This window comes from Devosia ureilytica (assembly GCF_024273195.1).
GTDB lineage: Bacteria > Pseudomonadota > Alphaproteobacteria > Rhizobiales > Devosiaceae > Devosia > Devosia ureilytica.
Map to the genome: position 1 here is coordinate 407,902 of NZ_JAMZCU010000003.1, position 14,168 is coordinate 422,069.

At 61.8% G+C, this 14,168-nt stretch carries 15 protein-coding genes; 6 read left to right on the forward strand and 9 right to left on the reverse strand.

Features of this window, described 5'->3' with window-relative positions; genetic code table 11:
- Entirely contained in the window at positions 1–420 is a 420-nt protein-coding gene (locus tag NIM87_RS09765) for a secondary thiamine-phosphate synthase enzyme YjbQ (RefSeq protein WP_254674469.1), read from the reverse strand.
- 258 nt (positions 421–678) lie between these two features.
- Between NIM87_RS09765 and NIM87_RS09770 the strand changes: the two genes are divergently transcribed.
- The 4 genes from NIM87_RS09770 (at position 679) to NIM87_RS09785 (ending at position 5,037) form a co-directional block, all read left to right on the forward strand.
- Positions 679–2,826: an OmpA family protein gene (locus NIM87_RS09770; RefSeq protein ID WP_254674470.1), complete on the forward strand. Its 2,148-nt coding sequence runs from the start codon at positions 679–681 to the stop codon at positions 2,824–2,826.
- 261 nt (positions 2,827–3,087) lie between these two features.
- Positions 3,088–3,483: a hypothetical protein gene (locus NIM87_RS09775; protein WP_254674471.1), complete on the forward strand. Its 396-nt coding sequence runs from the start codon at positions 3,088–3,090 to the stop codon at positions 3,481–3,483.
- A 162-nt stretch (positions 3,484–3,645) separates the two neighbouring features.
- Positions 3,646–4,332, forward strand: a complete 687-nt coding sequence (locus NIM87_RS09780) for a tellurite resistance TerB family protein (protein ID WP_254674472.1) — start codon at positions 3,646–3,648, stop codon at positions 4,330–4,332.
- Between the two features lie 102 nt (positions 4,333–4,434).
- Positions 4,435–5,037, forward strand: a complete 603-nt coding sequence (locus tag NIM87_RS09785) for a hypothetical protein (RefSeq protein ID WP_254674473.1) — start codon at positions 4,435–4,437, stop codon at positions 5,035–5,037.
- A 64-nt stretch (positions 5,038–5,101) separates the two neighbouring features.
- Here the strand turns inward: NIM87_RS09785 and queF are convergent, their stop codons facing one another.
- From queF to dnaG, 6 genes are all read right to left on the reverse strand, one after another.
- Positions 5,102–5,554, reverse strand: a complete 453-nt coding sequence (gene queF / locus NIM87_RS09790; protein ID WP_254674474.1) for a preQ(1) synthase — start codon at positions 5,552–5,554, stop codon at positions 5,102–5,104.
- Between the two features lie 3 nt (positions 5,555–5,557).
- Positions 5,558–5,779: a hypothetical protein gene (locus NIM87_RS09795; protein ID WP_254674475.1), complete on the reverse strand. Its 222-nt coding sequence runs from the start codon at positions 5,777–5,779 to the stop codon at positions 5,558–5,560.
- 75 nt (positions 5,780–5,854) lie between these two features.
- Positions 5,855–6,145, reverse strand: coding sequence for an HlyU family transcriptional regulator (locus tag NIM87_RS09800; protein ID WP_254674476.1), 291 nt, complete (start codon positions 6,143–6,145; stop codon positions 5,855–5,857).
- A gap of 12 nt (positions 6,146–6,157) precedes the next feature.
- Positions 6,158–6,451: a DUF2442 domain-containing protein gene (locus NIM87_RS09805; RefSeq protein WP_254674477.1), complete on the reverse strand. Its 294-nt coding sequence runs from the start codon at positions 6,449–6,451 to the stop codon at positions 6,158–6,160.
- A gap of 9 nt (positions 6,452–6,460) precedes the next feature.
- On the reverse strand, positions 6,461–8,518 hold the full coding sequence (gene rpoD / locus NIM87_RS09810) for an RNA polymerase sigma factor RpoD (RefSeq protein ID WP_254674478.1): 2,058 nt from the start codon (positions 8,516–8,518) through the stop codon (positions 6,461–6,463).
- A gap of 190 nt (positions 8,519–8,708) precedes the next feature.
- Positions 8,709–10,649, reverse strand: coding sequence for a DNA primase (dnaG, locus tag NIM87_RS09815; protein WP_254674479.1), 1,941 nt, complete (start codon positions 10,647–10,649; stop codon positions 8,709–8,711).
- 114 nt (positions 10,650–10,763) lie between these two features.
- On the opposite strand from dnaG, the gene NIM87_RS09820 reads away from it, so the two are divergent.
- On the forward strand, positions 10,764–11,153 hold the full coding sequence (locus NIM87_RS09820) for a hypothetical protein (protein WP_254674480.1): 390 nt from the start codon (positions 10,764–10,766) through the stop codon (positions 11,151–11,153).
- On the opposite strand, the gene NIM87_RS09825 is transcribed toward NIM87_RS09820, so the two are convergent.
- Both NIM87_RS09825 and NIM87_RS09830 read right to left on the reverse strand, forming a co-directional pair.
- Positions 11,150–12,196: a cellulase family glycosylhydrolase gene (locus NIM87_RS09825; RefSeq protein WP_254674481.1), complete on the reverse strand. Its 1,047-nt coding sequence runs from the start codon at positions 12,194–12,196 to the stop codon at positions 11,150–11,152. The two genes, NIM87_RS09820 and NIM87_RS09825, sit on opposite strands and share 4 nt — an antisense overlap.
- 23 nt (positions 12,197–12,219) lie before the next feature.
- Entirely contained in the window at positions 12,220–12,780 is a 561-nt protein-coding gene (locus NIM87_RS09830) for a DUF308 domain-containing protein (protein WP_254674482.1), read from the reverse strand.
- A gap of 182 nt (positions 12,781–12,962) precedes the next feature.
- Here NIM87_RS09830 and NIM87_RS09835 point away from each other — a divergent pair, with 182 nt between their 5' ends.
- A complete protein-coding gene (locus NIM87_RS09835; protein WP_254674483.1) occupies positions 12,963–14,153 on the forward strand; it encodes an MFS transporter in 1,191 nt (396 codons plus the stop codon).
- The last annotated feature ends 15 nt before the right edge of the window (positions 14,154–14,168 follow it).

Genomic DNA, 14,168 nt, shown 5'->3' on the forward strand with positions numbered 1-14,168 from the left:
TCAGTCTCCGATGATGTGGAACACCAGTTCACGCCGATGCGGCCGCGTCCGATGCTCGAAGAGAAAAAGTCCCTGCCAGGTGCCCAGCACCGGGCGCCCTTCCGTGACCGGTATGCCGATGGAAGTCTGGGTCAGCGCGGCTTTGATATGCGCCGGCATATCATCGGGCCCCTCCGTCGTGTGAACCAGCCAATCCATGCCCTCAGGCACCAGGCGCCGGAAGAACCCCTGCAGATCGATCTGTACGTCAGGGTCGGCATTTTCCTGGATCAGCAGCGAGCAGGAGGTGTGGCGCACAAAAATGGTGACGAGGCCGGTCGATATCCCGGAGCCGGCAACGAAGGCGCGCAGGTCGCGCGTGGCCTCGTAAAGGCCCTGCCCCCTGGTGGCGATACTGATACTGTCAACGGCCTGCTGCATACGCACCGGCCTAGCATGGCCCGACGCCATGCGGATAGCCACGCCGGCGGGCTTCCGTCCAGTCTGCCGCATTGGCGCCGCAATGCAACGATCTGTCTGCAATAATGTCCGCGGCGGAACCCATCGCTCATCCCCGCGTTCTGGGCAATGCGGGGCCTGTCGGCCACCAGTACGGGCATGGGACTCTGTTCATACAGCGTTCAGGAACAGCCCACGATGCTCGGCAGGAAGTGTTTCAAGCACAAAAGGATAAGAACAATGCGCCTCAAGAACTGGCTCCTCACCGGAACCAGCATCGGCCTGCTGGCCTTTGCGCCCATCGCCGCCCATGCTCAGGATGCGGAACTTCAATCCGCCTATCAGGCGTATCTGGAGGCTCAGGCCTCCGGTGACGCCGCGTCCCTCGAAGCTGCACAGACTGCCCTGACCGAGCTTTGCATCGTCGGCGGCTTTGCAAGCCTGGAAGAATGTATTGCCGCTCTGGCAGCGGCCGAAGCCGCCGCGCCTGCTGCTGAAGAACCTGCAGCGGTCACCGAGCCCGCCCCGGCCGAAGAGCCTGTGGCAGAAGAACCTGCACCGGCTCCAGAGCCTGTGGTCGAGGAGCCGGTTGCCGAAGAGCCGGCCCCTGTCGCCGAAGAACCAGCGCCGGTTGAAGAACCTGCACCGGTCGAAGAACCCGCCCCGGTTGAGGAGCCCGTAGCCGATGAGCCGGCTCCGGCAGAACCCGCCGCCGAGCCGGCCGCTGAAGAGCCCGTAGCCGAACAAGAAGCACCGGTGGCAGAAGAGCCTGTGGAGCAGCCCGCTGTTGCCGTTGAGGCTGATGCTGATGCTGACATTGAAGCCCAGCTGGCTGCCCAGGTGGACGCATACAACGCCGCTGTGGCCGATCTTGCTGCTGGTGCCGACCCGGTCGAAGCGCAAGCTCGCATCGACGCCGCGCTTGCCGAAATCACCGCTATTTGCAGCACCCTGGGCTATGTCGACAACGAAACTTGCGTTGCCGACTATGGCCTGAGCTTGTCGCCCCTGCCTGAGGCCATGCCGGCCGAGGAGCAGCCCGCTGCCCCGGCCCCTGGTGCAGAGCAGCCCGCGCCAGTCGAAGAAACCACCTCTGATGGTCAGCCAGCCGAAATGGTCGAGGACCTGCCCGAAGGCGTGACCGAGGAGCAGATCGCCCCGGTGCTCGACAGCGCCAAGGATGAGGATGCAGCCCAGTCAGAAAGCACGCAGCCGGTAGAAGGCGAAGCCACCGTCGAGGTCGAGCCTGAGGTCCAGGCAGAACCCGTGGCCGAAGAACCGGCCGCGCCGGCCCCTGCCAATGACGAAGAAGCCCAGTCGGAAGAAATCCGGACCATGGCGGCTGAGCCGATGGCAGCCGTCACCGCCGAAGAGGGCGACGTAGTGGCCGCTGAAGGCGACACGACCATCAACCAGACGATTACCAACAACTACATCACCAACATCACCAACAATGTGTCTGGCGACAACAATACGGTACAAACCGGTGTTCAGCAGACACCCGTGACCGTGGTCGAGGCAAACGCCGAACCCACCAATACCGGCGATGCCATCACCCAGCTTATCCTGCAGGTCGGCACCCAGTTGATCGTCAATTCGATCGGCCAGGACACGGATCGCTTCTATGATCCGCAGGAAGACGAGATCTATTACGAGCGCTTGAGCAATGATCGGGTGCGCGAAGTGATCACCCGTCCCGATGGCACCCAGATCATCACGGTGCGCAATCGCAATGGCGACATCCTGCGTCGTTCGCGCATCACCCCTGATGGCCGTGAATACGTGTTGGCCTATTTCGATGACCGCTATTACGACGATCTGGCCCAGTGGCGCGATCCGGCTGCTGACTTGCCGCCGCTGCGTCTCAACATTCCAGTGCGTGAATACGTGCTCGATGCCAGCTATGCCGATGAGGACGAGCTTGAAATCTTCTTCAGCCAGCCGCCGGTCGAGCAGGTCGCCCGCCTCTATTCAATCGATGAGGTGAAGCGGTCGGCCCGTCTGCGTGACAGCGTGCGTCGTCTTGAGGTCGGTAACCTCACATTCGACACCGGCGCAGCCACCATCGGTCGCGATCAGGTGCGAGCACTGTCCGGTGTGGCCAACGCCATGCTTGCCCTGCTCGAGCGCAACCCCAATGAGACCTTCCTGATCGAGGGCCATACCGATGCGGTGGGTTCGGACATCTCCAACCTGCGCCTGTCGGACATGCGCGCGGCCACGATTGCCCGCGTTCTGACCGACTTCTACGGTGTGCCGCCGGAAAACCTGGCCACCCAGGGCTATGGCGAACGCTACCTCAAGATCCGCACCGAGACGGCGGAGCGCGAAAATCGTCGCGTTACCATCCGCCGCATCACGCCGCTGATCACGGTTGCTGCGCGCTAACAGGCGTCAATCGACGAAACGGTGAAGGCCGGGCCCAGCGCCCGGCCTTTTCTTTTGCCGTGGAGCGTCGACTTCCGATGACGATTTCTTGAAAAAGCCACAATCGATCACGGCTTTGGCATCGCCCACAAACGCTTTAGTGCATTGAATCAAAAAGAATAAAACCAAGTCCGCCGGATATTTTGGGCTCTTTCACAACTTCGGGAACTCAGTGCTCGGAGACCGCGTTTATTTGCCAGCGTGAAACCAAAGGAGCACATGATGGCTACCCCCGAACGCGATACTGTTTACACCCGTGACGGCAACCGTACCGTCTATACCCGTGAGAGCAATGGCACCGGCTGGTTCGTCGGTATCATCGTTGCCCTGGCCCTTCTGGCCATTGGCTATCTGGTGTTCTCGGCCAATTCCGGTCCTTCGACCACAGTCGACGTGAACGGCAGCCCGGTCGTTGAATCCCCGGTAACCGACCCGGCAATGGCTCCGGCCCCAATGACCGAAGCACCGGCCGTTGAAACCGCTCCGGCTCCCGCCGTTGAGGCTCCGGCTACTGATGCCGCTCCGATGACTGAGGCCGCCCCGGCTACCGAGCCGGCTGCTGCCCCGGCCGAAACCGAAGCTGCTCCGGTTGCTGAACCCGCTGCGCCCACGAACTAATCGGTCCAGCTACCCCCGATCCTGGCCCTCCCTCCAGGATCCTAAGGCCCCGGTCACCCCCGGGGCCTTTTTGGTGTGTGAGATACCGCGACAAATTGGTGCGCACCGTTGCCAAGAGCCGGCCCCATACCCATCTACCCAGAAATTCGGAAGGGAGCCGCCGTGTTCAACATCGACCAAATCCTCAAGTCCCTGCAAACCGACCAGAACGTGCAGCGCACCGCAATGACCGGCGCAGCCGGCCTAGCTGTCGGCATGCTGCTCTCGGGGGGCAAGCCGGGCAAGTTGTTGGGCAATGCCGCCAGGGCGGGCGCACTGGCCGCCGTTGGTGGCCTCGCCTACAAGGCCTGGCAGAACCATCAGCAGGGACAGGCCAACCCGCCGCCAATGCCGGCCGAGGATGCCTTCATTCCAGCGCCTGCGGACGCCAGCGGCCAGGAAGAACTGGGCAAGACTCTGGTGCGCGCCATGATTGCGGCCGCCAAGGCCGACGGCCGCATTGATGCGGAAGAAAAGGAAGCGATCTTTGAGCGTCTAAAAACCATGCCGCTCTCCGCCGAGGAAAAGGCCTGGGTATTTGACGAGCTATCGACCCCGCTTGACGTCAATGCGGTTGTCGCCCGCGCCGACACGCCCGAGCACGCCGCCGAGATCTACGCCGCCTCGCTGGTCGCCATCAGCGCCGATACCGCAGCCGAGCAGGCCTATCTAGAAGTCCTCGCCATCAAGCTCAAGCTGGACCCTGCCCTTGTCGCCGAGATCCATCGCCAGGCCGAAGCGAAGGCACCCCAGCCAGCACCGAACCCCGCCTCACCTTGGGCCTACACCCCCAGCGACAGCAATGTCTGATCCCGCCACGCGCTGAAAAGGGCCCCGTCACATAGGGCGCAAAGTCAGGTGACGGGCTCCACAACTTCTGCTTGACTGCATCATCTAGCGAGGGCAGCGCAGATGACAAATGCAGAACCGCTTGGGTATATGGGAGTCAATCACCCCCTCTATGTCACCAGTGCCAACTTCGTGCTGCGCCTCAAGGATAAGGGCGTCACGGCCGGGCCGGACGCATTGGTCGTCGGGCGGAACGGCGGCACGGTGTCCTACCCCTACTCCAGTATTGTAGACGTCAACCTGCTGCTGAACGCCATACCCAGGGTGGGGTACATGACGCAGATGATCATTCGCTTTCGCGACGGCAAACGCCTGCGTATCCTCAATACCGACGCCGGGGGAACCCCCGATGCGGACCAGACCCAGCATTATTACCGCTTCAAGGCCGATTTCCATCAGAGGCTGGTGGCGAGCGGCGCCGCAAGCAACATCACCTTTACCAGCGGCTATTCGCCTGGTCGCGCACGGGTGGTCAAAGTGATCATGGCCATTGCGGCGGCCTTCTTCGTCGGCACGCCGATCATCATCTTTGCCATGACGGGCGAAGCCGAGGCTCTGCTGATCTGCCTGGCCGGATTGGCCTTCGTCGTCCCCTTCTTCCGCGTTTCACAGCGCAACGCGCCACAGCGCTACGACCCTCGCAGCCCACCAGACATGCTGGATTAGAGCGTTTTCAGCAAAAGGGGTCCCGGTTTTGCGGTTCAGCGTTTCAACGAAACGGTGACGTGATCTAACCGCGCCCGCGATAGGGCGGCACACCCTGGTCGGGAAGCCACACGTCGGCCGGTGGAGCACCAGTCTGCCAGAACACGTCAATGGGGATGCCCCCGCGCGGGTACCAGTAGCCGCCAATGCGCAGCCAGCGCGGCTTGATGGTTTCGACAATCCGCTTGGCAATATCGATGGTGCAACCCTCGTGGAAGGCACCGTGATCGCGGAAAGATGTCAGGAACAGCTTGAGCGATTTGCTCTCGACCAGAAATTGGTCCGGCACATAGTCGATGACCAGATGGGCGAAGTCGGGCTGGCCGGTGACCGGGCAGAGGGAGGTGAACTCGGGCGCGACATAGCGCGCGACGTAATTCACGTCTGGATGCGGATTGGGCACAGGGTCAAGCACCGCATCCTCAGGACGCTGCGGCACCCCCACATCCCTGCCCAGCTGCAGGTTTTCGGGGGCCATCGCCTACTTCCCGCTGCGCTTGATCGACTTGATTTCCAGCGGCGGTTGGCCCGACTTTTCCGAAATCAGCCGATCTTGCTCCTCGATGGCAGCGCGCGCAGGTTCGTCGCCATCAAGCCCGCCGAGCAGGCTGGCCTCGACCTTGCGATTTGAGCGCTGCGAGCCGTCTTCATAGACAATATCGAACATCACGAATTCAGTGCGGGCGGTGGGCTTCTTGGCCATTCTGGCGTCCTTTCAAACAGGAAACCGCGAGCCTTGTGGCTCGCGGTCGTCACTTCATTTTGGGTCAAACGAGAGCTAGCGGTAAATCTGCTCGCCCTGCTCGTCGATTATCTGCCGGCCCTTGCTCAGCGCCAGCGCCACCAAATCCTCGCGCGAACTCATGCGTTCGGCGCGGATGTAGCGATAAGTCTTGATCTCGCCGCCAATGTCCTTCTCGATGATGCCTGCCAGCTGCAATTCGCCGCCCGCCTTCATCTCGATGGCCTTGATGGAAAACCCCTTGTAGCTTTCCTCGCCCATCACAGTATCGCCGGCTGGTTCGGACTTGGCTGCACCGCCACCAAACAGCTTTTTCAGGAATGACATGGTGGGGCCTCCTTAAGGTCTTGTTCTGCGTATGGGCCGGGGACGTTCCAGCGCACCGTTTTTGTCCATCTCCTCCTGCAACCAAAGCGGCGAGATGTCAAAGTAGTTTGGCCAGATCGGCTTGCCATTGACCAGATCAACCTTGGCAAAATAGGCCCGATCCCGCAGGGGTTCGGTCCCCTCGCCCCGCTCGGCCAGCATCGGCGCCGCATTGAACGTGCCAAAGGTCCCATCCGAAAACGTCACCACCAGCTTGAACGGGATGATGGCGCGAAGAGAGGTCAGCGTGAGACGAGAAGTAGCCATCGGCTACTCCTAATTGTCCAGGAAGCTCCGCAGCTTGCGGCTCCGGCTCGGGTGCTTGAGCTTGCGCAAGGCCTTGGCCTCGATCTGTCGAATGCGTTCGCGGGTCACCGAGAACTGCTGGCCCACTTCCTCAAGCGTATGGTCGGTGTTCATGCCGATACCAAAGCGCATGCGCAGCACGCGTTCTTCGCGCGGGGTCAGGCTCGCCAGGACGCGCGTCGTGGTCTCGCGCAGGTTGGACTGGATCGCCGCATCGATCGGCTGGATCGCATTCACGTCCTGAATGAAATCGCCCAGGTTGCTGTCTTCCTCGTCGCCAATCGGCGTTTCGAGCGAGATCGGCTCCTTGGCGATCTTGAGGACCTTTCGCACCTTGTCGAGCGGCATCTGCAGCTTTTCGGAGAGTTCCTCCGGCGTCGGCTCACGGCCGATTTCGTGCAGCATCTGGCGGCTGGTGCGAACGATCTTGTTGATTGTCTCGATCATATGCACCGGAATTCGGATGGTGCGCGCCTGATCTGCAATCGAGCGGGTGATCGCCTGGCGAATCCACCAGGTGGCATAGGTCGAGAACTTGTAGCCGCGACGGTACTCGAATTTGTCGACCGCCTTCATCAGACCGATATTGCCTTCCTGGATCAGGTCCAGGAACTGCAACCCGCGGTTGGTGTATTTCTTGGCAATCGAGATCACGAGACGAAGGTTGGCTTCCACCATTTCCTTCTTGGCGATGGCGGCTTCGCGCTCGCCCTTCTGCACCTTGTGCACGATGCGGCGATATTCACCGATATCGAGCCCGGCTTCGGTGGCAATCGTGGCTATGTCGTTGCGGATGTCGGCGATGGTGTCTGTTTCGCGGCGCGCAAATTCCGCCCAGCCCTTGCCGTCAAAGCTCTCCAGCGACCATTCCCAGCTCGGGTCCAGTTCGCGGCCATAATAGTTCTCGAGGAAGTTCTCGCGCTTGACGCCATAGCTCTCGGCCAGGCGCAGCAAGCGGCCTTCCAGGCGTACCAGGCGCTTGTTGATGTCGTAGAGCTGCTCGACCAGGCTTTCGATACGGCCATTGTTGAGCGATAGCGATTTCACATCGGCAATGACTTCGGCGCGCAGCGCATTGAGACGGTCCACCTCGGCGTCCGAAACCGCTGCGGTGCGATCCTCGGCATGACGATCCTGCATTTCGCGCATCTGCCCATAGGCATCGGCGATGCGGTCGAAGGTCTCCACGACCTGCGGCTTGAGCTCGGCTTCCATGGCCGAAAGCGACAGGGCGTTTTCGAACTCGTCGTCGTCCTCGTCCTCTTGCGGGTCCTTGGGCGCCTCGGGCTCTTCAGGCACATAGTCGTCGTCATCGCCGCTCGATGCACGCTTCGGCGCCGCCTTGGGGGCGGGCTTGGCCATCTCGGGTTCGGGCTTGGGCGGAGCAACATGCACCTCGGGCGCCGCCTGCTTGGCGTCGGGACCGGCATAGGTTGCTTCGAGGTCGATAATGTCGCGCAGCAGGATTTCGCCCTGCGCCAGCTGCTCGCGCCAGATGATGATGGCCTGGAAGGTCAGCGGGCTTTCGCACAGGCCTTCGATCATGGTCTCGCGACCGGCCTCGATACGCTTGGCGATGGCGATTTCGCCCTCGCGGCTGAGCAGTTCCACCGAACCCATCTCGCGCAGATACATGCGCACCGGGTCGTCGGTTCGGTCCGAACCGGACTTGGTATTGGAGGTATTGGCGACGGCGGTGCCGGTCGAGGTCGCGACTTCCTGGCCGGCGTCCTCTTCGTCCTTCTCGACTTCGGTCTCTTCGACCTCGTCTTCGTCGACCACATTGATGCCCATTTCCGAGAACATCGACATGAAGTCTTCGATCTGCTCGGAGCTGGTCTCGTCCGCAGGCAGAACGGCGTTCAGTTCTTCATACGTCACATAGCCGCGCTTTTTGGCGACCTTGATCAGCTTTTTGACGGCCGCATCGTTTTGATCGATCAACGGGCTGTCGTTGGAAGTTTCCGGGGCGCCGGTTTCCGGCTTCTCGGTTTCCTTGCTGGTTTTGTTCGCTGCCTTGGTGGCCATCTGGTACTCCTCGGGACCCATGGGCGGATGGTCCCGGCTGTGTCATAGGTGGTGACAACTCAAGACAAGGTAAAGGTTGGTTCACTGGAGCGTTAACGCCCCAAGTGAAATTAGTTCGCTATCGGGGATCATGACGGTGATTCGTCACAACGCAAAATCGCGCAGCATCGCCAGCCTCTCGGGTTCCCCCTCAAAAACTGCGAGTTGCGCGGCCAGATAGCGAACCAAATCCTTCGATCAATGCCTCAGTGCCATCGACAGTGGTAATCTGGTTCTTGATGTCTCGCAGCCTTTCAAAGGTTTCTTCGCTCGGGTCTTCGCCCAGCGCTGCTTCGGCTGCCTTCAGTTCCCTATTTAGCTGAACTTTCTTGTTATGCAAGGCCAGCGCATGGCTTAATCCGGTCTCAGCGTCGACCAGGGCGGTTTCCGCACCCACCTGCCACACGCCCTGCCGGCTCAATATCTCGGTCATCCGCGCCAGCGTCGGCCCGTGTCCGCGCGCTCCAAGGGCCGCGCGCATGTCATCAGCCGAAATGTCGTGGTGTCGCACCGCCAGCGCCAGAATGTCGCCCAGCACCTTCTGCGCCACCGGCGTTTCGCAATCGAGCGCCGCGAGCATTTCGAACTGGTCTTCGACCAGGGCCGGATGATTGACCAGTGTCAGCACAATCGTGGCCTCGCGGGGGCTGGCGTCGGCCACGGCCCCCGTTCGCAATAGCCGGGAATTGCGCAAGGTGTCCGAAACAACCAGCCGCGGAGTTCCACGCCCGGGATAGCCATATGCACCGCTCTGCCCATAGGCAGGCTTGCCGCCGCGCTGCCAGCTGTCCCGTCCGCCCTGCCGCAACGGCGCAAAAAACGCCTTCAGCTTTTCGTCGAAGGCCTGCTGGTAGTGGAAACGAACAGTGGAATCCTGAATGGCATTAGCGCGCTCGCGCAACCGCGCCTGGAGGGCCGCGCGCTCCTCGGGAGCCTCGGGCACCAGCCCGCCGGTTTCAAAACTCCAGACCATGTCGGACAGGCTGCGCGCCTTCTCGATCACCTCGGCGAAGGCGCCACGCCCCTGCGCCTTGATCAGGTCGTCGGGGTCCTGCCCATCGGGCAGCGTCGCGATCCGAACGCTCTTGCCGGGCTTGAGATGCGGCATGATCAGGTCTGCGGCCCGTTCGGCCGCCTTCAGGCCCGCCTTGTCGCCGTCAAAGCACAACACCGGATTGTCGCTCATCCGCCAAAGCAGCTGGATATGCTCCTCGGTCAGTGCCGTTCCGAGTGGTGCCACCGTGCCCTCGAACCCCGCCGACACCGCCGCGATCACATCCAGATACCCCTCGACCACCACCACGCTGGCGCCATCGCGCGCGGCAGTTTTGGCGGTAAAGCCATTGTAGAGCGTCTGTCGCTTGGAAAAGAGTTGGGTCTCGGGCGAATTGAGATATTTCGCCGGCACGTCCGCCGAAAGCGCCCGCCCACCAAAGGCAATCACCCGGCCCCGAAAATCGGTAATCGGGAACATCACCCGATTGCGGAATCGGTCATAGGTCAGCGGATCATCGTCGCGGCTGGTCACGAGGCCTGTGTCGATCATCGCCTGTGCCGACACCCCATTGCCCGCCAGATGCTCCTTGAGGCCATTGCGGCTGTCGGGCGCAAAGCCGACCCGGAACCGCGCCTGACTGGCTGGCGATACGCCGCGCTCGAACAGGTAACCCCGCGCCCGCGCCCCGATATTGTGCGCCAGCGCCGCCTCGAAATACTTCGTGGCCAGTTCCATCACATCGATCAGCGTCCGCTGCGCCGCTTCGCGCTTTTCGGTCCGCTCGTCGCGCGCCGGCATGGGTACACCCGCCATGCCCGCCAATTTTTCCACCGCCTCGGGAAAGCTCATTCCGGCTTTCTCGGTCAGGAACCGGAAGTGGTCGCCGCTCGCGCCGCATCCGAAGCAATGATAAATTCCGCGCCGATCGTCGGCATGGAAGCTCGGGCTCTTTTCGGCATGAAACGGGCAGCAGGCCCACATGTCGCCCTTGCCCGGCTGGCTCTTGCGCTTGTCCCAAAGGACGTGCTCGCCCACCACCTGCGTTATCGGCAGGCGCTGGCGGATTTCATCCAGAAACGTATCGGTAAAGCGCATTTGTGTTATCTAAAGCATCTGACCGAAAAGTGCGACGCGGTTTTCGGTGCAATCGGATGCGCATGCGAGAAACCTGCTCCGCACCAAGTCACCACGAGAGAGTTTTCCACAACCATGCCCAAGACCAAGATGCCGTTTCCGGTCCTGCTGGCGCTTACCCTGGGCCCGGCTTTGGCCATTGGCACGACCTTGTGGGTCGTAAGTGACATGGTGCCCACCTGCTCGATCACCGAGATCCAGCGCCTGCCGTCCCCCGACGGGCTGCTTGACCTCGTGACCTTCACGCGCACCTGTGGCGACACGCCCGACAACATGCAGGCGGCCCTCGTCCCGCAGGGCGAGCAGGTTCCCTATGAAGCGGCCAGTTTTGTCTCTGTCCTCGCGGAAGTCGATCTCGAGCCCGAATGGATGACCAACGCTCAGATCGAGATCAATCTGCCCGAAGACGCCGAAATCCTGCGGCGGGACGACACCGTGGCGGGCGTCGCAGTGACCTACCGCTAATCGCGCCCCATCACCTGTCTGACCAGTGCCACCTCGTCGGCCCGATAGGGGGTCCCATCAGTGTGGAAGACGTCGTGGAACCATGGGTGGGGTGGATTGTCGACATAGGACACGGTCCAGCTATCCCAGGGATAAAGCGTCTGCGAGCGCCCGGCGACCAGCCCCCAGCAATATGACGCAATTTTCTCGCGCTTGGCGATTGGCAGGATACCCGCAAAAGTGCTGCCCGGTGTGCGGGCCATGAATTCGGTCAGGAACAAGGGGCGGTCGCGCGGCAAGTCCAGCAGTTTCGCCTCAAACCTCTCTGGTGTCTGGTAATCGTGGAAGCTGATGACGTCGGAATTCTCGATCTGGATGCGGGCATGGGGGTCATCATAGAGCGTCTTGCCCGACCACACGCCCGAAGTCAGCGGCTGGCTCGGCCCAGCCGCCCGCGCCCACTCAAACACCTGCGGCAACAGCTCTGAAACCAGCTCCCGCTTGTTGTCCGGCTCGGCAAACCGCCCGCCATTGAGATTGCTCGGCTCGTTCCAGACATCCCACACCAGGACGCGCTCGTCATCGGCAAAGGCGCCGACAATGCCCTCGACATAGTCCCGCAACCGGCCCCATTGCCCCCGGTCTGCCAGCGCCCGCCCCGGCCCTTGCACCCATTGCGAATTGTGCACGCCCGGGCGCGGCTCCGGCTGCGGCCCCAGCGCCACGTCGGGGTTCCACACCGAGTCGAACAGCACCAGCATCGTGCTGATACCCTTGCCCGCCGCAATATCGAGATAGCGGTCGACGCGCTCGCGAAACCCGTCTGCGTCCTCGGCCCACAACAGATCATGCAGAAACACCCGCATTGTGTTCATGCCCAACTCGGCGGCCCAGCCCAGTTCACGCTCAATTACCTGTGCATCGAACGTCTCGACCTGCCACATCTCGAGCTGGTTGGAAGCCGTTGAGGGCACGAAATTGGCACCCACCAGCCAAGGCAGGTTTGCGTACCACCCATTGGCGCGCTCGGCGGTCCAACGCCCTGGCGCGGATATATGTGTCATGCTGGTCGTCCCGATCCTTGGGTTCAGGCCTTGCTGGCCTGATAGAGGCGCCAGGCCCAGCCGAATAGCCCGATGGCAAAGATGATCAGCAATATGCCGCCAATCACAACGCCCACCGCCGCAGAGAACAGCGGAAACAGCAGGAACAGCAACCCGAGCAGGACATAGGATAGGCCGGAGAGCACAACCGGCCAGATTCGCGCATAGCTCTCGCGCTCGCGCACAACCACGGTCACCTGCATGCCCCCAACGAACACCGCCGCCAACCCGACCATCACTGAAATGACGGTGACGGTGAACAGCGTTGCCAGCCATGGACTGATCAGGATCAGCAACCCAAAAATCAGCGAAGCCGCATTGGCGATCACATCGAACCAGTAGTTGCCCGATTTGCCACCGCCAAAGGTCAGGCTCCACAGGCCAAGCGCGCCGTCAATCACCAGCAATATCCCGCCCAGCAGCACCAGAACGGTCAACGCCTCCGCCGGCCAGATCACCGCATAGAGCCCGGCGAGCAGCATCAGCAGCCCACGCAGTGCCGTTGCAAGCGCAAAACGCTTTCTGGTTTCAGATGAAATCGCCATTTACTGCCTCCCCGTGCGGCATGCCACACCCCAATCCACTGCACCCAGCCTAGCGCGCCCCGCAGAATTGCCCAAGCGCCTATGCGCTATAGATTTTCTAAAATGATCCGGGCAAATTGTGGATTGTGCGGGACGCGCCGCCATGAAATGAGCCAGCCTGCCCCCTTGAGGTTCTTCACCCCATGTCCCTGCCACTCTTTGCCCTGTTTCTGGCTGCCTTTACCTTTGGCACCGCCGAGTTCGTCATCGCTGGCGTGCTGCCTGATGTGGCGCTGGGGATCGGCGTTTCCATCCCGGTGGCCGGCTATCTGGTTTCGGGCTATGCCATCGGCATTGCCATAGGCGGCCCGGCCCTGGCGGTCCTCACCAAGAAGATGAACCGCAAGCTGCTGGTTCTCCTGCTCGGCATCGGCTTCACACTGGGTCAAGTTCTGTGCGCCATTGCTCCCAATTTCGAGCTGCTGCTGCTCGCCCGGATATTCGTCTCGGTGCTGCATGGCGCCTATTTCGGCATTGCCTTCGTCATCGCCACCAGTATCGCCCCCGCGGACCGGCGCGGCTTTGCCATGGCGCTGATTCTTTCGGGCCTCACCGTCTCCAATGTGCTGGGCGTCCCCGGCGGCACCGCGATCGGCACGGCCTTTGGCTGGCGCGCCACCTTCTGGGCCGTCGGCATTCTGGGTCTCCTGGCCTCACTGGTTATTGCAGCAGTGCTACCAGCCAATGCCGGCGCCTCCGCCAGCCAGGGCAGCTTCCGGCGCGAATTTGCGGCTCTCGGGCGGCAACAGGTCTATCTGGGCTTTTCCATCGCCATCCTGGTCATGATTGGCCAATACAGCCTCTTCACCTATATCGCGCCGCTGCTGCTGACCGTCACCGGCCTTGGCGCTGAAGCCATCCCGGCTATCCTGCTGCTCTATGGCGTCGGCGCCACCATTGGGGTCTTTATTGGCGGGCGGCTTGCCGATTGGCGGCTGATGCCCTCGCTGATCACCATTCTCAGCCTCCAGGTGGCGCTCTTTGTCAGCCTGTTCTTCGCCAGTCCCCATGCTCTGCCCATGTTCGTTGCCGTAACTCTGTGGGGAGGCGCTACCTTCGCCTTCGGTTCACCCCTGCAATCGCGCATGCTGATGTGGGCGGCCGACGCGCCGAACCTGACTTCGGCACTGATTCCCGCCGGCTTCAATATCGGCATCGCAGTCGGCGCAATCCTGGGTGCCGGACTGCTTGACGCGGGCATGGGCTATCAATATCTGCCCCTGATCGGTGCCGTTTCGCTGACTTTGGCCACGATCATCGCCATCTGGTCCGGGCTTTGGGAACAGCAGGCAAATTCCGGCCCGCCCATGCCCGTCGGCGTTCCCGCGCAATAGCAGCTTCCGGGTAAG